The organism is Shewanella fodinae (assembly GCF_014651955.1).
Taxonomy (GTDB): domain Bacteria; phylum Pseudomonadota; class Gammaproteobacteria; order Enterobacterales; family Shewanellaceae; genus Shewanella; species Shewanella fodinae.
Genome location: NZ_BMXW01000012.1, coordinates 42,158 through 61,818 on the forward strand (window position 1 = coordinate 42,158; position 19,661 = coordinate 61,818).

Annotated in this window: 20 protein-coding genes and 1 pseudogene; 15 read left to right on the plus strand and 6 right to left on the minus strand. The window is 48.1% G+C overall.

Annotated features, from left to right (window positions below):
* The first annotated feature begins 33 nt into the window (after positions 1-33).
* The 7 genes and pseudogenes from sspA to IE064_RS11745 all read left to right on the plus strand — a co-directional run bounded on the left by sspA (position 34) and on the right by IE064_RS11745 (position 6,398).
* Positions 34-663: a stringent starvation protein SspA gene (sspA, locus tag IE064_RS11720; RefSeq protein ID WP_133037944.1), complete on the plus strand. Its 630-nt coding sequence runs from the start codon at positions 34-36 to the stop codon at positions 661-663.
* Positions 663-1,118 (plus strand): ClpXP protease specificity-enhancing factor, encoded by a 456-nt coding sequence (locus tag IE064_RS11725; protein ID WP_189617981.1) that lies wholly within the window; start codon positions 663-665, stop codon positions 1,116-1,118. The genes sspA and IE064_RS11725 overlap by 1 nt, the downstream gene beginning before the upstream one ends.
* Positions 1,119-1,286: 168 nt before the next feature.
* Positions 1,287-1,586 carry a DUF134 domain-containing protein gene (locus tag IE064_RS11730; RefSeq protein WP_189617982.1) on the plus strand — a complete coding sequence of 100 codons (300 nt, stop codon included), beginning with the start codon at positions 1,287-1,289 and terminating at the stop codon, positions 1,584-1,586.
* Between the two features lie 148 nt (positions 1,587-1,734).
* Positions 1,735-2,129: pseudogene (locus tag IE064_RS18140) on the plus strand (transposase); the annotation flags it as partial.
* 268 nt (positions 2,130-2,397) lie between these two features.
* Positions 2,398-3,546: a PepSY-associated TM helix domain-containing protein gene (locus tag IE064_RS11735; RefSeq protein ID WP_189617983.1), complete on the plus strand. Its 1,149-nt coding sequence runs from the start codon at positions 2,398-2,400 to the stop codon at positions 3,544-3,546.
* Positions 3,546-4,016 carry a PA2404 family protein gene (locus IE064_RS11740; protein ID WP_189617984.1) on the plus strand — a complete coding sequence of 157 codons (471 nt, stop codon included), beginning with the start codon at positions 3,546-3,548 and terminating at the stop codon, positions 4,014-4,016. The genes IE064_RS11735 and IE064_RS11740 overlap by 1 nt, the downstream gene beginning before the upstream one ends.
* Positions 4,017-4,145: 129 nt before the next feature.
* The gene (locus IE064_RS11745; protein ID WP_229800008.1) at positions 4,146-6,398 is read left to right on the plus strand and encodes a TonB-dependent receptor; all 2,253 of its coding nucleotides are present in this window, start codon (positions 4,146-4,148) and stop codon (positions 6,396-6,398) included.
* Between the two features lie 427 nt (positions 6,399-6,825).
* Here IE064_RS11745 and IE064_RS11750 read toward each other — a convergent pair whose 3' ends face one another.
* Positions 6,826-7,746, minus strand: a complete 921-nt coding sequence (locus IE064_RS11750; RefSeq protein WP_189617985.1) for a pirin family protein — start codon at positions 7,744-7,746, stop codon at positions 6,826-6,828.
* Positions 7,747-8,341: 595 nt separating this feature from the next.
* Here IE064_RS11750 and ppnP point away from each other — a divergent pair.
* The 4 genes from ppnP (at position 8,342) to IE064_RS11770 (ending at position 9,975) form a co-directional block, all read left to right on the plus strand.
* A complete protein-coding gene (ppnP, locus tag IE064_RS11755; RefSeq protein WP_189617986.1) occupies positions 8,342-8,656 on the plus strand; it encodes a pyrimidine/purine nucleoside phosphorylase in 315 nt (104 codons plus the stop codon).
* A 17-nt stretch (positions 8,657-8,673) separates the two neighbouring features.
* On the plus strand, positions 8,674-9,063 hold the full coding sequence (locus tag IE064_RS11760; RefSeq protein ID WP_189617987.1) for a carboxymuconolactone decarboxylase family protein: 390 nt from the start codon (positions 8,674-8,676) through the stop codon (positions 9,061-9,063).
* A gap of 33 nt (positions 9,064-9,096) precedes the next feature.
* Positions 9,097-9,612, plus strand: a complete 516-nt coding sequence (locus IE064_RS11765; RefSeq protein ID WP_189617988.1) for a GNAT family N-acetyltransferase — start codon at positions 9,097-9,099, stop codon at positions 9,610-9,612.
* 63 nt (positions 9,613-9,675) lie between these two features.
* Positions 9,676-9,975, plus strand: a complete 300-nt coding sequence (locus tag IE064_RS11770; protein WP_189617989.1) for a hypothetical protein — start codon at positions 9,676-9,678, stop codon at positions 9,973-9,975.
* 367 nt (positions 9,976-10,342) lie between these two features.
* On the opposite strand, the gene IE064_RS11775 is transcribed toward IE064_RS11770, so the two are convergent.
* The gene (locus IE064_RS11775) at positions 10,343-10,507 is read right to left on the minus strand and encodes a hypothetical protein (protein ID WP_189617990.1); all 165 of its coding nucleotides are present in this window, start codon (positions 10,505-10,507) and stop codon (positions 10,343-10,345) included.
* Between the two features lie 29 nt (positions 10,508-10,536).
* On the minus strand, positions 10,537-10,809 hold the full coding sequence (locus IE064_RS11780) for a DUF3861 domain-containing protein (protein WP_189617991.1): 273 nt from the start codon (positions 10,807-10,809) through the stop codon (positions 10,537-10,539).
* Positions 10,810-10,907: 98 nt separating this feature from the next.
* On the opposite strand from IE064_RS11780, the gene IE064_RS11785 reads away from it, so the two are divergent.
* Both IE064_RS11785 and IE064_RS11790 read left to right on the plus strand, forming a co-directional pair.
* Positions 10,908-11,330: a MarR family winged helix-turn-helix transcriptional regulator gene (locus tag IE064_RS11785; protein WP_133037930.1), complete on the plus strand. Its 423-nt coding sequence runs from the start codon at positions 10,908-10,910 to the stop codon at positions 11,328-11,330.
* Between the two features lie 204 nt (positions 11,331-11,534).
* Positions 11,535-14,084 carry an EAL domain-containing protein gene (locus IE064_RS11790; RefSeq protein ID WP_189617992.1) on the plus strand — a complete coding sequence of 850 codons (2,550 nt, stop codon included), beginning with the start codon at positions 11,535-11,537 and terminating at the stop codon, positions 14,082-14,084.
* A 216-nt stretch (positions 14,085-14,300) separates the two neighbouring features.
* Here IE064_RS11790 and IE064_RS11795 read toward each other — a convergent pair whose 3' ends face one another.
* Genes IE064_RS11795 through IE064_RS11805 form a run of 3 tightly spaced genes read right to left on the minus strand, consistent with a single transcriptional unit; the run spans position 14,301 to position 17,119 of the window.
* Complete coding sequence (locus IE064_RS11795) at positions 14,301-15,197, minus strand: SphA family protein (RefSeq protein WP_189617993.1); 897 nt, start codon at positions 15,195-15,197, stop codon at positions 14,301-14,303.
* Between the two features lie 11 nt (positions 15,198-15,208).
* Positions 15,209-16,735, minus strand: a complete 1,527-nt coding sequence (locus IE064_RS11800) for an FAD-dependent oxidoreductase (protein WP_189617994.1) — start codon at positions 16,733-16,735, stop codon at positions 15,209-15,211.
* Positions 16,736-16,759: 24 nt separating this feature from the next.
* Positions 16,760-17,119, minus strand: coding sequence for a cytochrome c3 family protein (locus IE064_RS11805; protein ID WP_133037926.1), 360 nt, complete (start codon positions 17,117-17,119; stop codon positions 16,760-16,762).
* A 377-nt stretch (positions 17,120-17,496) separates the two neighbouring features.
* On the opposite strand from IE064_RS11805, the gene IE064_RS11810 reads away from it, so the two are divergent.
* Both IE064_RS11810 and IE064_RS11815 read left to right on the plus strand, forming a co-directional pair.
* Positions 17,497-18,933: a PAS domain-containing sensor histidine kinase gene (locus IE064_RS11810; RefSeq protein WP_189617995.1), complete on the plus strand. Its 1,437-nt coding sequence runs from the start codon at positions 17,497-17,499 to the stop codon at positions 18,931-18,933.
* Positions 18,923-19,582, plus strand: coding sequence for a response regulator transcription factor (locus IE064_RS11815; protein ID WP_165900074.1), 660 nt, complete (start codon positions 18,923-18,925; stop codon positions 19,580-19,582). The genes IE064_RS11810 and IE064_RS11815 overlap by 11 nt, the downstream gene beginning before the upstream one ends.
* The last annotated feature ends 79 nt before the right edge of the window (positions 19,583-19,661 follow it).

The window sequence follows — 19,661 nt, forward strand, 5'->3', positions numbered from 1 at the left end:
TACATTTGTTTTTTTCGATTCTGGAGGGTATCAATGGCTGTCGCTGCCAATAAACGCTCTATCATGACCCTGTTCTCCGGGGCTGACGATCTCTATAGCCATCAGGTACGTATTGTGCTAGCTGAAAAAGGGGTGACAGTGGATGTTTTGCAGGTTGACCCTAATGATCTGCCGGAAGATCTATTGGAACTCAATCCCTACAATTCAGTGCCAACCCTAGTTGACCGGGAACTGGTGTTATATGAAAGCCGTATCATTATGGAATATCTGGATGAACGTTTCCCACATCCGCCGTTAATGCCCGTATATCCGGTCTCCCGCGGACAGACTCGTCTGATGATGCATCGTATCGAGCGAGATTGGTATAGCTTGGTTGACCGCATTCGCAAAAGTGATCGTGCTGACGACGCCCGTAGGGAACTGTTGGACAGCATCCTTTCTATCGCGCCTGTGTTTGCCGAAATGCCCTTCTTTATGAGTGAAGAATTCGGCTTGGCCGATTGCTACCTTGGCCCATTATTATGGCGTTTGCCTGCATTGGGGATTGAACTGGAAGGCAAATCAGCCAAGGATATCAAGGCTTATATGACTCGCGTTTTCGAACGGGATTCATTTAAAGCATCTCTGACTGAAGCTGAGCGCGAAATGCGCATGGGCCTGTAATGAAAGGTTTAACCCCTAGTCGCCCGTACTTGTTACGGGCGTATTATGAATGGTTGATGGATAACCATCTGACTCCCCATGTTGTCGTGGATGTCAATGTACAGGGTACACAGGTGCCATTGCAGTACGTTAAAGATGGACAGATTGTACTGAATATCGCAGCTTCTGCGGTTGGTGGTCTACAGATGGGGAATGACAGTGTCGAGTTTCACGCTCGATTTGGTGGCGTTCCACAACAGGTGATACTGCCAATGGCATCAATTGTCGCTATCTATGCGCGAGAAAATGGTGCTGGCACTGTGTTTGACATGGAAGATGCCTATCTGCTGGAAGAGGGTGAAGAGTCTTTTCTCAATGTTGTTGAGGACTCAGAGCCTGAAGCAGATGAAAAGGCTGATGTCTCGGCGACACCTGATAAGGCGAAGCGTCGCGCCCATCTCACTCTGGTTAAATAAGCTATTCATGAGTCGCAAAGACCAGTCTTTATGACTGGTTTTTTATTGAAATGGCCCCTGTAGGTGACAACATCAGTCGATACAGGTCATAGTAACGGCAGATAATGCTTTACTCACGTTGCTGAATGCTTACTCTATTAAAATAACCTTAATTTTTCAGGAGCAGCTATGGGGCGTCCGAAAATTCCACGCAGGATCTGTGGTAGACCGGCAGACTCATGTTTTAAACCCAACGGCATTCCGATGACGGAACTGCCTCGGGTCTATTTGGCCGCTGATGAATTCGAGGCGTTGCGATTGGTGGATTTTCAGGGAATGCAGCAACAGCAAGCCGCGCAAGAGATGGGTGTTTCGCGTCAAACACTGGCGAATCTAGTTAAATCTGCACGTTATAAAATGACAGACTGCCTAATACACGGTAAAGCATTGATGATGACAGCTGATAATCAGGAAAAATTGCAGCAGTAATTACGCTTGTGATAATGAGAAAGGGCGCAGAATGTCGCCCTTTCTGTTACGCAAATGTGTGGAAGGTTTTATTTAGCGTTAAAAATGGCTTCCGGTAGTACTTGAATATCATTCATATAATCTTTGCCAGAAATAGTCCCAACAACTTAGCTTGGTGACCACCTCAGCGAATGAACACGATTTAAATCAGCTGGACAACTTACTGCACGGTGAAGCGCAATGTGTGTCAGCCCCCATGCTGGTTATCAAGGTGCAGAAAAGCGTGAGCCCCTTGTAGATGAGCAAGTTGATTGGCTTAGCAGCATGTCTAGACAAAGTCAGAACCCTCAAGCAATATCCACGTACTCAACAAAGTGCCCATCAGAACTGAGTACCTGAAGGCCCGCATTTGAGCCAAGGTAGAACATCTGTTTCGCATCATTAAGTACCAGTGAGGTTTTGTGAAAGCTGCTATAAAACGATAACCATCTGGCGATTTTATTGGCGTTGGTCAACATAGTGAGAGTAGAGCAGATGTTAAGGTATGAGCCGAAGACTACCTAAAATCGGGTGATAAGCCAGTAAACTGGCTAAAGCTGCGGATTTTGGTCAAAACGGGAACATTAGTGCTGAAAAAATAGAGAAAGAAATTTCGGTGGATTTAAGCCTCAAGGCAATGACTTAATCGCAGATTTCCGCGATGCATACAGCACACTATCGGCAGTATCTGAGATATGTGCCAATAAAAAGGCATCATTGTGACTTATTCTATTGATAATGATTATCAATGGCTATACCATTCGCAAATCTGCTTGTGACAATGGATCAAGGTATGTTCAGGGTTTCGAATAGGTTCTGGTTTTCTTTCCACGGCTGGTGTTCACTGCCCATTTGGGTCTTGTTCTGCTTTATCTGCCTGACAGGCACCATTGCCGTCATCAGCCACGAGCTCACTTGGTTGACCAACCCTCATGCTAGAGCCGCCAATCCCGACAATTTGCCCGCCAAAAGTCCGGCGGAACTCGTTGCAATTGTTGAAAAGGCTCACCCGACGGCCGATATTGGGCAAGTCATGGTGATGGATCCTTATCTGGTCAGTGCGGTGATATTTAGTGATCATGACCAACCAATGGCTATTGCTTATGTCAATCAATACAGTGGTCAGATCCAAGAGATCAATAGCGGTCTGACTTTTATCGGCTTTATGCGCATGCTGCACGGCTGGCTATTGTTTCCCTGGCAACATGGTTACAGCATTGGTTACTACCTCGTCAGTGCTATGAGTTTGGTCATGCTGGGTTCACTCGTCAGTGGACTCATGATTTACAAGCAATTCTGGAAAGCTTTCTCCGCCCCTAAAATCCGTACCAAACAAGGTACAAAGACTTTGTTAGCCGATCTGCACCGATTGGTGGGAGTATGGTCAATCTGGTTCATTCTGATTATCAGTCTGACCGGATTTTGGTATTTAATCCAGGGAGTTATCTATCATACAGGAATCGAAGTTGAGCCTCATGCCCCGGCAATTTCAGGGAAATTACTGCCGACCACTGAGCCACGAGTATTTCCGGTATCGCTAGAGCAAGCTTTGCAGTTGGCTCAGCAACGCTATCCCAATTTCAGCCCCAGCTATATCGGGTTGCCAGAGCATAACCGTGATAGCTACCACTTGTATGGTAGTGGCGGCGAGATCTTCTTTGACCATTATTCTTATCAGGTTGCGGTTAATCCTTGGCAGGGCGAAATTATGCAAGCCACCTCGCCAAAGGACATGAATGGTATCCAAAGTATCATGCATATTGCGGATCCGCTGCATTACGGTACCTTTGGCGGGCTCTGGACCAAGATAATCTGGTTTGTATTTGGCAGCTTGCTGACGGGCATGTCGATCACTGGCTTTATTATTTGGAGTCAGCGTCTGGTCAAGGCCAAAGCTGCTGTGCCACAACCTTCTTGGAAGAAAGTCGAGGAGCATTGCTGATGGCTAGACTTAACTCCAGCTTTTGGAATCGCAATAAATTTAAACTAAGCGGCCTGTTGTTATTGCTGCCAGTATATTTTCTTTACCGTTCGCTGCATCCCAGTTTCCCTGCTGCTATGGCTGAATTATCGTTAGGAGAGTTCAGCATTGTCCCAATGCCACTGGAAGATGGACCACCATATCAGCACGATGGCGAGTACATCAAAGATTTCATGGTGACCTTTAAGCAAGGCGATGTTACCCAAATTCGCCAGGCTTATATGAATATCGGCCAAACCGCCTTACCCCTATCTCAAATGGAGCGTGGTGACTTGGGTATCCTTCATGGCTCCCGTTATGGACAGCATGTACATGCGCTCGCCGCTGAACGTTTCAGTACCGGAGATCGTCTGTGGTTGACGCTGGAAACTTGGCAAGGAAACACATTGGTGACCTCCTGGCCCCTGCCAGCGGCGTGGCTGATGCGCTAGCTCCCTTATTTTTATAGGTTTTTGCAGCAATGGCGACGTCATTGCGCAGGACTCTTGTTGCCTACTAAATATTGAAACACGTATCCAACACATTGTTTTTTAAAGATAGAGATCAATCTAGGGGGAACTATGGGACATTTGTCTCGGACTAAAACCATGCTGTCACTTGCCGTATTAGGAACCTTAGTCACCAGCCAAACAGCTGTTGCCGATGAGGTCGGCAACATTGAGAAAATTACCGTAATGGGGGAGAAAACCCGCCGCTCTATTCAAGATACTGCGGCGAGCGTAGATGTGACTACTGCACTCAAACTGGAGCAGGAAAATATTCAATCGCTGTATGACATTCTTAATAAAACTCCCAATATTTCGCAGATGTACGGCAATCGTGGTTTTACCATTCGTGGTATTAGTAATGAATCGGGGGCTGATAATCCCCTCGCATCTATTTATGTAGATGGTGTGCCGTTGCCCAATCAGATCAGCGACACTGGCCCCAGTGATCTCTGGGATGTTGCGCAGGTTGAAGTGCTGCGGGGACCGCAATCTACCATCCAGGGGGAAAATGCGCTGGCGGGGGCTGTGGTGATTAAAACCGAAGATCCTACGATGGACTGGAGTGGCCGCGCGCGCGTGCAATGGTCTGATCCTGATGACAAGCGTATGTCGGTTGCCGTTGCTGGGCCATTGATTGAAGACGAGCTAGCGTTTCGCTTCGCGGCAGATAAGCGTCTGTTTGAAGGGTTTACAGATAACATCACCCACGGTGGCAAAGAAGATGAACTCAATTCTTTGATGCTTAGAGGAAAACTATTGTGGACTCCGACCGCAGTTGATGGTTTGAAAGTACTGCTCAGCTATACCCGGGACGATCGCGATGGTCCATACATGTACACCTACAATCGGCGCGATCTTGCTGGCAGAGTGAATACCTCTAATCGTGATAACCGTTCCGACGCTGTCACCGAGTTGGCGTCGTTAAATGTGGAGTATCAGTTAAACAATCGCTGGCAGCTCTCGTCTGTTACGTCCTACAGTAAATCAGATGTGGATCGCATTTACGATGTCGATTTGCGCGCCGAGGACATCAACTATGGGAACCAAGACAGCCACTATAAAGTGTTCACCCAAGAACTTCGCGCTAACTACCAAGGAGAAGCGCTGAGTGGATTGGTCGGGCTCTATGCCGCCAAACATGATAACCATAGCTTGCTCGGTAGCCTGACCAATATCGATACCCCGGTGACAACTATTGCTACCTTGCTGCAAGGATATGGTCTCGATAGCAGCTCGGCCACTTCAGTTGCCAACCTTTATGGTTCGGCACTGCCACAAATTCCGGTAGATTACCAATCGCTTAACGACAGCACATCAGAAAACCAGGCAGTGTTCGCCGATATGGAGTATCGCTTGAACAGTCGCTGGAGCCTGCAAGCGGGTTTCCGCTATGACCATCAGCAGTATCGGTTCAGTGCCAATACTGATTCCAGTTTTGCCGGGATGCTGCCCGAACCAACGCTTTTTGGTGCCGAAGGCAGCCTCCTTTATCAACTGGCGGGGGGCATTAATAATGCCGTATTGGGATTAGTGGCACAGGCCAGCGGCAGTAGTCCCGAAACTGAGACAACCACCGATACCTTTCTGCCTAAGATTGGTGCCCGTTTTAACATTGATGACAACACGTCTATTACTGCCACATACCAGCGCGCTTACCGCTCGGGGGGCAGTAGCCTGAATATCGCCCGTAGTACGGTCGTGGCTTATGACCCGGAATATACCGACAACTATGAGCTGGCCTGGCGGCAATCCTTGCCCGCCATCGATGGGGTATTCAATGCCAACCTGTATTATGTAAATTGGACAGACAAACAGGTTACTGCCAATTTTGGCCTCAACAGTTATGACTACAATACGGTCAATGCCGGTAAAGCCCATTTGTACGGCGTAGAAACCTCCTTCAAACAGCAATTGACGCAAGACATCGACTGGTATCTGTCATACAGCTATTCTCAAACCGAATTTGATGATTTTGATTCCATAGTGAATGGCACTACCACTAGCTATGCCGGTGAGGCGTTCAGTTACGCGCCAAATCACACTGCCGCCGCTGGGGTTAACATCTATGTTACTGACCATCTCAGCTGGAATCTGAATGCCAATTACCGTAGCAAGGTATATACAGATATGGGCATTGATCGTACCCGCGTGTCTTCACGAACCCTGTTTAATACGCGTATTGCCTATGATAAGGGCGACTGGAGTGCCTACCTGTTCGCCAACAATCTGTTCGATCAAAATTATGTGCAATATTTGCGGGACGATGTGGATGTCATTTCCGGGGCGCCACGGGTGATTGGTATCGGGGCGGAACTGCGTTGGTAACAGATTAAAAAGTAGTATTTTCCATCGATGGAGCGTGAGGCGCAGCTCGCGTTCCTCTTCTCAAACAAGCGGCTTTGATGTGATGGACGCACCTCCTTTCTAGCGTCCATCACATCAAAGCCCATACAAGCCTGGGATCGGAGTTGAGCTATTTATCTCTTGCGTTGTTGGTGGATGGTTTGATTATCAACAATATAGGGCTTGCCTTTGCTCCGTCAATGGAAGGCTCTAAGAAGCGTACTACCTTCCAGCTATCTCCTGGTTTTCAGTGACAGTGACCGGCCTTAAAGGCAGTCACGGCTGAGATTGCCAACACTAACACCATCTATGGTAGTAGGTGGTTTTTTACTCGTCATTAATAATGTGATTTGTCTACGGTAAGCAGAGCATTTTCGCGATGTGCATATTCATTAATCGCTGACGATGACTATTTGGGTGTCGGATACGGAATGAACTCCTTGTCATCGTCTGGTACCAGCGGGAATGCCATCGCCAACCACTGTTGTTTTGCTTGTTCAATCCGTTCCTTGCGACTAGACACAAAATTCCAATCGATATAGCGATGGCCGAGTGGATCTCCTCCAATAATGGCTATTTGAGTGTCTTGGCTGGCAGTTACAATTAAGCTGGGTGTGGCATCAAGGATGGCCATATCGTGTTCGGCAATCACAGTGTTTTTGAGCGACACTTCACCATTGACCACGTATAAACCCAGCTCGCGGGCTTCTGGCAGTTGCAGTGATTGCCCCTGTCGCAGTTGGGCTTCTACATACAAAGTGCTGCTGAAGGTTTTGACGGGCGAGGTGACCCCATAAGCGCTGCCAATCATCACCCGTAGCGGCACGCCATCCTGTTGCAGTTGCGGCAAAGTCGACGCAGGATAGTGATAGAAGGCCGGCGCCGTTTCTTCATCCTGCTCTGGTAATGCCAGCCACAGTTGTATGCCATTCAATTGATGGACGCTATTGTGAATCTCTGCCGTTTCCCGCTCGGAATGTACCATGCCACTGCCAGTCACCATCAAATTGATATCTCCTGGGCGGATTGCTTGCACACTACCAATGGAATCCCGGTGCAGGATTTCGCCATGAAATAGGTAAGTGACCGTCGCGATATTGATGTGAGGATGGGGTCTAACATTTATGCCTTCTCCCGCAGCAAAGGTTGCTGGCCCCATATGATCGAAAAATATCCAAGGGCCGACCTGACGTATCTGTTGATTAGGCAGTGCCCGGCGGACACTGAAACCGCCGAGATCTTTATCTTTCGGATGGATAATTTGCGTTATGGCACCACATCCCTGATGGATGTCGCATTGGCTGGAAGTGGATTGCTGCAGATTGCTCATTTTACACTCCTTGTCGGTTGATCCATGTTGGTAACGGTCTGAAGTCTTGTTCATATTAGCATCAATTGATTCACTGTCAGTAAAGCTCAGTTTTGATCTTCAGAGCAATCTGCAAATTGCGGGTGACTAACTATGAACATCGCCCAGCAACTGGCCATTGACTTAGTCGTTGAGCAATGCCGTTTGCCTTTAACTGTGACACCTTTCTGCTCTGAGCGCTCAATACCTTGAATGCGCTGGTCAACGTGGTCGCTGGTAGTCTTGAGGTGTCAGTGTAAACGGCTGTCCCCGCAATTTCGCAGTACCTGCTTGGTAAAAGTTCCATAGAGATTTTTGCCGACGGGCAGAGTGGCTCTGCCGGGATAGCTTTAACACTTGCTATAAACTTAGCTGTGCCTGTCACCGTCAATGGTAAGTCAATAGCGTGAAGGTGCCACGTTAGCGCTGACAGACATGGGCCATCTGGTGTCGTTTAACATGCGCATATTTTTTAACGTTAGTGCAACAAAAGTACTGTTCATGCTGAGAAACTTGGCGCAGAATCGAATCTTTCACCAATAAATGCTGGTGAGCTTCCCCGGTTTAAGAGGTTTATATGGCAGAGTTTCAGCAAGTCTCTGTGGCGAAAAAAGCCAATATCTATTTTGATGGCAAAGTGACCAGTCGCAAGCTGACATTTGCGGATGGTTCAGTCAAAACCCTGGGCATCATGCTGCCGGGGGAATATCAGTTTGGCACCGATGCGCCAGAACTGATGCAGATCCAGGCCGGAGCACTGGATGTGCTGCTACCCGGTGGCGAGCAGTGGTTAACCGTAACCGCGGGTGAGCAGTTTGCGGTACCGGGTAACAGCAGCTTTTCATTAAAAGTGCACAGTGTCACCGATTATTGCTGCTCTTATCTGAAATAATCGATGGAGAGCAAACAATGGCACAGGATAAATATACCCAAGGGTTAGCGATACGGCGGGCAGTGCTGGGGGATGCTTATGTTGATAACTCGCTGAAAAATGCCACTGACTTCACTCGGCCGCTACAAGCGTTGATCACCGCCAATTGTTGGGGAGAAATCTGGAGCAGTGAGGTGATCCCACCTCGGACTCGCAGTCTGATCACTATCGCAACACTGGTGGCGTTGCGTGCTAGCGAAGAGATTAAAGTGCATGTGCGCGGGGCATTGCGTAATGGTTGTAGTGTTGCCGAAATTCAGGATGTATTGCTGCAGACCACCGTTTATTGCGGGGTGCCAGCGGGGATCGAAGCCTTTCGCGCTGCAAAAGAGGTGATTGAGCAATGGCAGCAGGAACCGTCTGAATAACGCCACAGTATTTAGTTGTAGTAAGGAGCCGTAATGTTAGACATCAGGGCGTTTACTGAGGCAGATTTTCCAGCTGTCTGCGCCATTTATCAGCAAGGTATTGCGAGTGGTAAAGCGACATTTCAGGTCGCCAACAAAAGCTGGCAAGAGTGGGACGGCTCCATGCTGCCGCAGTGTCGGCTGGTGGCCGTATCTGGTGACAACATACTGGGGTGGGCGGCGCTGTCTGCAGTATCGGCGCGGCCAGTATATGCCGGAGTTGCGGAAGTCAGCATCTATGTGGCTAATGAAGCTAAACAGCGCGGTGTGGGTTCGGCCTTGATGCATCGTCTTATCGATGATTCGGAAGCGGCTGGTTTCTGGACCTTACAAGCTGGGATTTTCAGTGAAAACCTTGCCAGTATTGCACTGCACCAAAAGTATGGCTTTAAACTGCTGGGGATCCGCGAAAAACTCGGACAGTTGCATGGTGTCTGGCGCGATGTTGCCTTTATGGAACGTCGCAGTCAGCGCGTGGGCTTGCCAGCAATCGTTGAACAGGCGGTGTAATCAAGCAAGTTTTCTAAATTAAGCCATAATAATATCAAAGAGATAAGCCTTGTGAGGCGCGCTATGAAAAAGGCTGTATTGATCGTGGCCGCATTACTGGTGATTGCTTGGTTACTGACCGGGTTGTTTGTCTGGCGAGAAGCGCGGAATGAGGTAGTTTTTCTCTGCGGCAATTTTACCCCTGGCGTCAGTAAAACCTCAGTGCTTAGACAATTGGCAACCGGCGAGTTTTTACGCCTGTCCGTGCAGTCGTTGAACGATGGCAGTCGCATAGTGGCCGATAGCCCTTACACCTTAGGGTATTATCGTTGTGTGATTGAGTTTGACAGCAACGACAAGGTGCGCCGAGCATCGCTTGAGTAATTTGAAGTCTACACTATTGCGGCTCAACACCCGCTCTGTATGTAAAACATTCGCCACAGCTTGGGGGGGGAGTACACATAATCTCCACCATGAATAGCGAACGGTTCCAGCGCTGTTGTGACTATTGGCATACTGTGGTTTGGTCGCTGAAATTAGCGGCAATCGTGTTGTGTGCCGTTGGAGCAATCTCCCACCATTACCAGCCGCGGCGAGTTCATCGTCGCTTGATGGCTACATTTCTTACCTATGACATCGGCTCACATCGCTGACAGTAAGCCATCTGTGGCCTTTTATTGTGACGATATAGCGGTTGCCACTTGGCCTCTGCGGCTGATTGCAGAGCAGGGGGCTTTGTCTAGATTAACTCTTAGATGGTGTTGTTGCGGGTGGAGCCGAAATTATCGGTAGTTGGCCGGTTGATGGCGAGCGAATCAACTAATGAGCAACCGGGCTGGACGACCGCTTTATTGGGAAGGTTATCGATAACGTAGTCGGGGAGCTTCAGCGATGGCCGAGTGGCAACTTGTAGCATTCAGTTGCAGACGGTGTTGGCGCTGTAACTCAGCGCCCAGATTTTAGTTTTTTCATAAATAGTTTAAATTGTGGGCCAAATTCGCTGAACAGCGGATGTTGACGTTCTGCCAGCATCACTTCGCTAAACAGTTTCAAACCCACGATAAAACCTTGGGTTTGCTCATGGCTGAAATCCAAGCGGTCATCTACTTTGTCCAGAATAGCAAAGATGTCGTCATGGTTAGTGGTATCAAAGCTCATCTGTTGCACTGCGGTATTGTCTACCATTTTTTCGACCGTAATACGATATTGGTGCGCCATAGGAAAATTCCCGCTGTGATTCGTCACCGTCACAGTTTTGTTTTATAGATTTAGTTGATAAAATCAATTAAATCCCGATTAGTTGATAAAGTCAACCAATGAATATCAATCAATCCCTGTTTGCGTTGCTCGAATCGCACAAAGCCGCCTTGCAAAAACGGTTTAACCGTGAGCTGCCAGAAATGTCATTGCTATATTTTCGCGTGCTGCGGCAAGTGGGGGCGGGGTACGGTATTACCCCTCAGTCAGTAGCGCAGAAGCTGCACCGTGATAAGGCTCAGGTCACCCGTTTGGTGGTTGAAATGGAGCAGCAAGGACTGCTACAGAAGCTCCCGCATCCGCAGGATCGCCGTAGTGTATTACTGCAACTAACGGCCAAAGGCGCTTCCTGTCTGGCGCAGGCTGACGTGTTACAACAGCAAGTGGTGAGCAAGATGACGTTAGGCATCTCCACATCACAACTACAACAGCTAGATGAGGTACTGCAACAGATGCGTGAGAATCTGCACTCTGCGGATTAGTGCTGACAAATGTTGCCGGGTATCGGTTGGATGGAACCTGCTGTCTTGATTGGAAAAAATGACAATATATCAACCTGTGACTTGATCTGTTTTGCACTATGCTAAAAGAGCTTAGCTGTTTGTTGAATTTTTGGACTTTCTGGCCGCAAAATAACCTTATTAGCGTTAGTGTTTTTCAGCCTTAGCTTGACAAGGACACAGTCAATGTCACTCAGCAGCAAAATATTATTTGCCGTGCTGGCGGTGTTTGTCGCAGGTTTTTTTATTCTGCAATACGCCACTTATAGGTTTATTCAGCGAGAGTCAGAAGAGGAGCTACTCCAGTCAGCTGAGCGGATCCGGGCGGTATTAATGGCGACTCGCCGCGTCTACCACCATCAGTTTCTTGAAAGCGGCCTACCACTAACGGATAAAACGTTAGGCTTCTTACCCGCCCACGCATTGGGATTGATCTCCAAGGATATCCCCCATTGGGAACAATCCGGTTTTTCATTCAACAATGTGTCTGATGTCCCTCGTAATGCTGATCACCAGGCAGATGCTGTTGAACAGACGGCAATTGACTACTTTAAGCAACACCCGCAAGCGCAGCGGTTGTTTGTCCCCTTCACCGATACCAAAGGGCGAGCGTTTTATCATTATGCTCGACCGATCTGGGTGGAACCCTATTGCTTGAGCTGCCACGGTGCCAAGGCATCGGCACCAGCGACTATTCGTGCGCACTACGACTCTGCCTACAACTATCAGGTGGGCAATTTGCGCGGCATTGTCAGTATTAAAATCCCCGGCGTGATTGTGGCACAGCGGGTTCAGCATATTTTTACCATGCAGTTCTGGTGGATTTTTTGTTCCACGGCGCTGTTGTTACTGGTGATTCTGCTATTGATTAAACGCAATGTTATTGGGCCGATTGCCAAGCTGAGCCAGGGCATTGAGAGCATGGGGGACAGCAAAACACCAGTAGCACAATTGGAAATCTTACCCGGTGAATTCAGTCGCATTGGTCATGCATTCAACCAGATGGTTGCCCGTATTAAGCAAAAGGAAGCCGCGCTGAAGGAAAGTGAATCAAAATTCCGAACGTTGGTTGAAGTGGCACAAGATGGGGTCGTACAGGCTAATCAGCAGGGGGATGTGATCTTTTGTAATCATGCTGCCGAGTTGCTATTTGGCTATCGTGAAGATGAAATGGTGGGTAAACCCTTAGCCAATTTGATCCCCAGTCGCTACCTGCCACAGCGGTTATCTAGTGGCGGGCTGACGTTGGGGCGTTCAGCAGCTTATGTAGGGCGCATCAGTGAAGTGGTGGGAAATCATCGCCTTGGTCACGAATTGCAGATTGAGATGTCGCTGAGCAGTTGGCAGCAAAGTGGCGAAACTTATTTTGTGGCAGTCATGCGCGATATTACTGAACGCAAACAGGCGGAAGAGCAGATCCGTACTTTGGTTTTTTATGATCCGCTGACAGCGCTGCCCAATCGTAGATTGCTGCTGGAGCGTTTGAAAACAGCGCGCATCAACAGTGCTCGCAGCGGTCGTTATGATGCGCTGTTGATGTTGGATCTCGACAATTTCAAAATGCTTAATGACACCCAGGGCCATAGTGTGGGCGACCGACTTTTGGTCGAAGTTGCCAAACGCATTCAACAAATGTTGCCGAAGCAGGATACCCTCGCTCGTATCGGCGGTGATGAATTTATGATCCTGCTAGAAGGACTCGCTTCAGAATTCAGTATTGCGGTTACCGAGGCTACCGCCATAGCCCAAAAAGTTCGAGCGCAGTTATTGCAGCCGTTTGATATCGATCAGTTGCTTGTCGGGCATATGGCGACGGTCAGCATCGGCGTTACGATTTTCTGCGGTGATGACATCTCTATTGATGAAATGCTGACGCAGGTGGATATGGCACTCAACAAGGCTAAGTCATGTGGCCGCAACAATATCCAGTTTTTTGATGCGACTATCCAGCAAGCCATCTCTTACCGTAGTCACATTGAGCACGCATTAAAACAAGCAATTCCGAAACATGAACTGCAGCTTTATTACCAACCGCAGGTAGATAGTCATGGCAGGATGTTCGGGGTGGAAGCACTGTTGCGCTGGCAAAATGCCCAGGGTGAACTGGTGTCGCCAGAGCAGTTTATTCCGATAGCGGAAGAGTCAGGGATCATCAATGAGATTGGTTTATGGGTACTGCAGCAGGCGTGCCGACAACTCGTTAGTTGGCAGCAATCGTCGCCAACCCAAGCACTACACATTGCTATCAACGTCAGTGCCCGTCAGTTTTTACGCAGTAATTACGTTACCGAAGTGCTCCATGAGCTGGCAACCTCTGGTGCGAGGGCTGACCGCTTGAAGCTGGAGTTGACTGAAAGTACGGTGTTGCAGGATGTCGAGTCTGCCAAGCAGAAAATATTGCAGTTGAAAGCCTCTGGCGTGCAGTTTGCCCTGGACGATTTTGGTACCGGCTATTCATCGTTAGCCTATTTGAAACAACTGCCTGTCGATCAGGTCAAGATTGATCGCTCGTTCGTTAAAGATGTGACGGATAACCCTGGCGATGCGGCCATCGTGGAGGCAATTCTGGGCATTTGCCGCTCGCTATCCTTGGAGGTGATCGCCGAAGGGGTAGAAACGGCTGCGCAGCGAGATTTTCTGTTACAACATGGCTGTGGTCATTTTCAGGGATTCTTCTTCAGTAGACCGCTGCCGATAACGCGATTGATGGCAACGTTCTTCAAGAATACGAACTAAGAAGATCTGCCGCTATTGCACGGTTGATGATGTCTGACAGATGTGCGTTGCTTTAAGCGTTGCGGCAATAGCTGTTGCAACGGTATCAACTTGCAGTATTTACCAGCGTGACAGTGCGGTTCTTGAGAGCGTAAAAGGTGACTTTTTGAGGGGAAATCCGCTGTGGTTAACCACAGCGGATTTCGTAACACAACACAATTTGAACAAGGATGAAGGCTAGAGCGGTAAGGTCACTTTGACCCAGAATTTGTCCCCTTCGGGACGGTTTTCCGCCGTCACTTCTTTTTGGTATCTCAATTCTAGAGAGCCCATTTGACCATCGATTTTTACCGCAGGGCCAATAGCAAAAGCTTTGCCTTTATAGCCATCCTGATAAACAACTCCGCCCACTTTATCGTCGGTAGTTTGTTGGTAATAGTATCCAGCTACGCCCAGCGTGTAGTTTGCCAAATGGTAGCCCAGCGCGTAATCGAAGTGGAATTCCTGACCGGATTTATAGTCGGTATCATCGTTTTTGGCGTTGATATCGTACATAAACTTGCCAGAAGCTTCGAAGCCATTATTCAGATAAGTCGCAACGAATACTGGCGTTGTTACCCAATAGTTACGGCCAGGATTGGCAAAGCGGTACTGATTGTATTCACCGGTAGGTGCTGTAAATTCCAGCGCTGCGCCAAAATGCCAGTTGGTAAAGTGCCAGCCTAGCATGATGGGAGCGAAGGAAATATCGCCCAAACCACTGACACTGGAGTTGATATCTGTACTACCCGCTTGCAGAGAGCCACTGATGTGTACCAATGGAATGGTGGTATACACGCCGTAGTCGGCCCCCAACAGTTGGTAATGCGTCATGTAGATAAAACGCGATACATCAGCACTGGCCTGCAGGTTGATTTTCACGCCACTGTTGTGACCATCCGCATCGTTTAGACGGTCAACGGTGTAGTGGTTGAGAAAATTCTGATAGTACAGCCCTGCAGGTGGCAAAGCTCCTGCCATATAGCCTTCGGCTCCGTTCGGGTAAACACCACCACCGCCTTCAGTTGCCAGTACGCTGCTACTGAACAAACTCGCAGTCACCAAGGCGGAAGCTAAAACTGCTAACTTAGTCATAATGTCTCCGCTCATTTACCGGTTTTGATGTATTCAAGGGCATTTTGGGCTGCTTTGCGGCCAGAGTAAGTCGCGAAGCCAAATGCGTGTCCTGAGGCCCACAAGGTGTAGGTGTCTGAGTAAATACCTCCTACATCGTTACCACCGGCATACAAACCTTTGATAGGGTTATCATCAGTGTTCACCACGGACATCTGAGTATTGATGCGCAGTCCGCCGACAGAGGTGAAGTGATAGGGCATCAGCTTCACCGCATACAAGTGACCGTGATTTAGTGGCCGTGTCCACATGCGATCCTTATTAAAGGCTTCATCGTAATGAGTGGTTGCGGCCAGATTGTAGCTGTCGTAAGCGTGTTTTAGATTGGCCACAGGGACATCGATGGCTTTGGCCAACTGCTCAATACTGCTCGCTGACTTGAAGCTTTCGCTCTTAGCCGCCAGGGCGTTTTTGATTTCGGTATCGATGTTTTTCAACTTGGTCATCACCGGAACCAATACCCCTACGCCATTATCAACCCCATCATTCTTGGCGTGTTGTAACTCGGCATCATCAAAAATGGCCCAAGCGTAATGACCTTTCTGACGACCGATGGCGTTACCGGCATGAGCAAAACTGAATGCAACGGTTTCGTCCACAAAACGGTTACCGTGGGCGTTGACCCACATATTGGCGGGCTGCCAGGTCATGGTATAGATATTACCCAGCGGAATAATCCCCTTCCCGTCGGTGCCTGGATGCAACATTAAGGTTTCACCTTCGTGGGCAGCACCAATTTCACGGCCCATCTCAATGCCATCACCGGTTTTGTTTAGCGGCAGGGTAGGTTTGAAGTCTTTACCGTCAAAGTGGGTCCACTTGTCGATTTTTTCCGGGCTATTGCCGAAACCGCCAGTACCGATAATGACCGCCTTGGCATGGATGACAATGTCATTGCCTTTGTGATCCTTCGCTTTCACGCCGGTTACTTTGCCGTTTTCATAGATCAGGGTGTTGGCGGGGGTACGCATCAAAAACTGTACCCCGTCTTTTTCCGCATGTTCCTGCAGCGCTGTGACCAGGGCTGCGCCATGCACGAAATGCTCACGGTTTTTGATCAGATGCCAGGTTTCCGGTTCTTTAGGGGAAATCTGCACCACTTCAAAATCAACGCCATGTTTGTTTAACCAACGCAGATTGTCGGCAGATTCATCAACAAATTCACGTTCGATGGCACCGTCGTTTTTGAAGTGAGAATATTCCATGATGTGTTCATAGGCTTGATCTCTGGTGAGCCCATAAGACTTTGCGCGTTGATAGTCGCTTTCAACTGCAAACAAGCCTTCGGCGAAATTGGAACTGCCGCCAAGGTAAGGATTTTTTTCTACTACAATCACTTTTGCACCGGCTTCTGCACCTGTGACGGCCGCTGCTAATCCCACTGAGCCGCCACCGACAACGGCAATATCAGTAGTGTATTCAATGGTTTTTCCATAAGCAGTCTGGCAGGCAAGGGCCAAAATGCCTAGGGCAAATACGTTATTCAATGTTGCTTTCATATGTGTCACCCTCTATGGCCCGGATTACTTGATTTTGCTGAACTTGGCGTCCCTGACGATAGGACCGTGGCAGTTCTGGCAGAAGTTGGTTAATTGGGTATGGCTGGAGTGGCAACTGCTGCATTCCAGATTCTCAAAGTGCGGACTCATATGGGGGTTCTGCTGCATATCTTTAGTTTTCTGGGCCAGTTCGTTATAAGAACCATGACAGGCCAGACAACTACTGTTTTTAACAGCGGCTTGTGTATCAGCACCATGGCAGTTTTGGCATTTAACGCCATTTTTTAAATGGTAGGCTTGCCACTGGAATTCCTGAGCTTGCGCAATACTGCTGCCGCTTAATATCAATAGCGACATAGAAAATGCGATAGTGATTAATTTCATCTTGGTTTACCCTCTCTAGGTGATGCAAAATGGTTTGACATAGTTTTATTTTGCAATGGGTATTTTATTTTGTTTGATTTGAGTAACCAGATGTTTAATACCTAGTGATTGCTAAGTGAAATTACCTAAGCTGTTTTTTGTGATTTATAATTTTTATTTTTAACAGTATGTTATGTATTATCATTTTTTAATTAATTCTAAATTATAGGTAATACTACCTATTAATAATTAGGACATGTCACGGTACTCAAAAATAAAATCTCATCGGTAGATTTTAGATATGTGACTGGACTCCCAAATGTCGGTGGTGTCAAACCAGACAGGGCCTTAATCCCACGCTAAAATGGCCGTAAGCAAAAGCTGGCGTTGGGGGACGTATGAGCATTCTTGCTAGTTCTTTTCATGAAGGGCCGTTACTGGATAAGTATAATAATTTATTAATATCGCATGAACGTTACCGTGCGATGTTTGATAATATTCCTTTGGCATATATGTCCATGAATGAAAATGCAGCTATTATTGATTTTAATAATGCTTTTTCAGAATTAACTGGATATTCCTGTGAGGAGGTTTATATGAAGCCTTTCTCATTTTTCTTATATGATAAGAAAGATATTGAATATCATGTTAATGTGACTTTCCCCCGATTCAAACGTAATGGATTTGCTCGTAATCAACCTTGGAAATTAAAACACAAGTCAGGACGTGAAATTTATGTCATTGTCCATGGTAATGTTCGCTACGATACTGATGGGCGTTTTATTCAGACCCACTGTTTAATCGTCGATGTCACGGAGCAGCGCTTAGCCCGTGAAGAATGTCAGCGAGCGGAGTCAAAAGCACAGCTAATTCTTGATGTTATTTCCGAGCGTGTCACATTTCACGATCGTGAGCATCATGTTCTATGGGCCAACAAAAATGCTCGCTCCAATGCTGCTCCTGAATGTATGCCAACTCAGCAACCTTGTGTCAATGAGCTGGATTCCTGCGATAAGTGCCCGGTAAATCGCGTTTTTAAAAATCATCAGGCGGCCTTCGGTGAAGTGCAGAACCAAGGACGTTTACTGCAGGTGTCGGCCTATCCAGTACTGGAGGAAAATGGTGAATTGAGTGGGGTGGTGCAGGTCGCCCGCGATATTACCGAACAACGTGATCTGGAGCATGAGTTACTGCGACTGAGCACCAGTGAGCGGCGACGCATTGGCAGCGATTTGCACGATGGCGTTGGGCAGGAACTCACGGGCCTGTCGTTCCTCGCTAGTGCCATGGCAAATCAGTTGCAAAGCCGCAGCGATCCCTTGAGTGAACTGGCGGGGAAAATCGTTGAGACAGTCGGGCGCGCCCGCCAACGCATGTATAACGTACTGCAAGGACTCAGCCATGTGCCAGAGGGGCCTGATGGGCTGACCAGAGCTTTAGCATCCTTGCAGCAATCCGTACAGGAACTTTATGGGGTTGCCTGTACTTTTTATCAGCCACAAAGCGTGTTGATTAATGATGAAGTGATCAGCGCCCATTTATTCAACATTGCCAGCGAAGCGGTCAGCAATGCCATGAAATACAGCCAGTGCTCGCAATTGCGGATAACGCTTGAACAAACAGGGCACTGGCTATTGCTTGAGGTTCAGGATAATGGCTGTGGCATTGCGGATGTCAGTCAGCGTCGAGGTGCGATGGGGCTAAAGATAATGCAGTACCGTGCCACCATGATGGGTGGCGAATTGAAAATTGCAACCGGTGCGCAGGGAACCTGCATCAGCTGTGAAGTCCCATTAACAACCGCGGGCCAGAATGGAGAGAATCATGAACCTTAATACCCTCAACATTATGCTGGTGGATGATCATGCCATTGTGCGTGAAGGGATCTCTCGACTAATCGAGCAGAGTCCAGATTTACGGGTATGTGCTCAGGCGGAGAATACCGCAACGGCGATGCAACAACTGAACCTGCACCAGGTCGATCTGGCTATTGTTGACCTGTCTCTGGATCAACAAAATGGTCTGGAACTGGTTAAAGCGATACTGCAGCATGATAACGGCATCGCCGTGCTGGTTTTTTCTATGCATCAGGAAGAGATTTATGCCGAGCGGGCGTTACGGGCTGGTGCGAAAGGTTATCTGATGAAGAGTGAGTCGCCAGATACCTTGATTGTTGCGATCCGCAAACTGCAGCAAGGTGGCATTTTTCTCAGCGATCGTATGACGAAATCGTTACTCTGCGAGGCCATACATCAAGGTCGCAATCACCAAACCACTTCATTCGGCATCCAGTCGTTAACAGACCGAGAACTAGAAATTTTTACCATGGTGGGCAAAGGGATCCCCAGCAAGGAAATTGCGGTCAATTTAGGACTGAGTGTCAAAACTGTTGATGCGGTGCGGCAGAATATTAAAAACAAATTAGGATTCCAGTGCGCGTCGCAGATGGTCAAATTTGCCATTGAGTATGCTAATGCCGGATAGTCCGCTGTGCTCCTAAAAGCTTATACCCTGACTGTTGCCAGCTAGCGACGAACGGCATAAGCTTTTTCACTCTTGATGA

Bases quoted from the DNA above. Each gene is read 5' to 3' on its own strand.
- sspA (WP_133037944.1), top strand. From the start codon at position 34: ATGGCTGTCGCTGCCAATAAACGCTCTATCATGACCCTGTTCTCCGGG.
- IE064_RS11725 (WP_189617981.1), top strand. From the start codon at position 663: ATGAAAGGTTTAACCCCTAGTCGCCCGTACTTGTTACGGGCGTATTAT.
- IE064_RS11730 (WP_189617982.1), top strand. From the start codon at position 1,287: ATGGGGCGTCCGAAAATTCCACGCAGGATCTGTGGTAGACCGGCAGAC.
- IE064_RS11735 (WP_189617983.1), top strand. From the start codon at position 2,398: ATGTTCAGGGTTTCGAATAGGTTCTGGTTTTCTTTCCACGGCTGGTGT.
- IE064_RS11740 (WP_189617984.1), top strand. From the start codon at position 3,546: ATGGCTAGACTTAACTCCAGCTTTTGGAATCGCAATAAATTTAAACTA.
- IE064_RS11745 (WP_229800008.1), top strand. From the start codon at position 4,146: ATGGGACATTTGTCTCGGACTAAAACCATGCTGTCACTTGCCGTATTA.
- IE064_RS11750 (WP_189617985.1), bottom strand. From the start codon at position 7,746: ATGAGCAATCTGCAGCAATCCACTTCCAGCCAATGCGACATCCATCAG.
- ppnP (WP_189617986.1), top strand. From the start codon at position 8,342: ATGGCAGAGTTTCAGCAAGTCTCTGTGGCGAAAAAAGCCAATATCTAT.
- IE064_RS11760 (WP_189617987.1), top strand. From the start codon at position 8,674: ATGGCACAGGATAAATATACCCAAGGGTTAGCGATACGGCGGGCAGTG.
- IE064_RS11765 (WP_189617988.1), top strand. From the start codon at position 9,097: ATGTTAGACATCAGGGCGTTTACTGAGGCAGATTTTCCAGCTGTCTGC.
- IE064_RS11770 (WP_189617989.1), top strand. From the start codon at position 9,676: ATGAAAAAGGCTGTATTGATCGTGGCCGCATTACTGGTGATTGCTTGG.
- IE064_RS11775 (WP_189617990.1), bottom strand. From the start codon at position 10,507: ATGCTACAAGTTGCCACTCGGCCATCGCTGAAGCTCCCCGACTACGTT.
- IE064_RS11780 (WP_189617991.1), bottom strand. From the start codon at position 10,809: ATGGCGCACCAATATCGTATTACGGTCGAAAAAATGGTAGACAATACC.
- IE064_RS11785 (WP_133037930.1), top strand. From the start codon at position 10,908: ATGAATATCAATCAATCCCTGTTTGCGTTGCTCGAATCGCACAAAGCC.
- IE064_RS11790 (WP_189617992.1), top strand. From the start codon at position 11,535: ATGTCACTCAGCAGCAAAATATTATTTGCCGTGCTGGCGGTGTTTGTC.
- IE064_RS11795 (WP_189617993.1), bottom strand. From the start codon at position 15,197: ATGACTAAGTTAGCAGTTTTAGCTTCCGCCTTGGTGACTGCGAGTTTG.
- IE064_RS11800 (WP_189617994.1), bottom strand. From the start codon at position 16,735: ATGAAAGCAACATTGAATAACGTATTTGCCCTAGGCATTTTGGCCCTT.
- IE064_RS11805 (WP_133037926.1), bottom strand. From the start codon at position 17,119: ATGAAATTAATCACTATCGCATTTTCTATGTCGCTATTGATATTAAGC.
- IE064_RS11810 (WP_189617995.1), top strand. From the start codon at position 17,497: ATGAGCATTCTTGCTAGTTCTTTTCATGAAGGGCCGTTACTGGATAAG.
- IE064_RS11815 (WP_165900074.1), top strand. From the start codon at position 18,923: ATGAACCTTAATACCCTCAACATTATGCTGGTGGATGATCATGCCATT.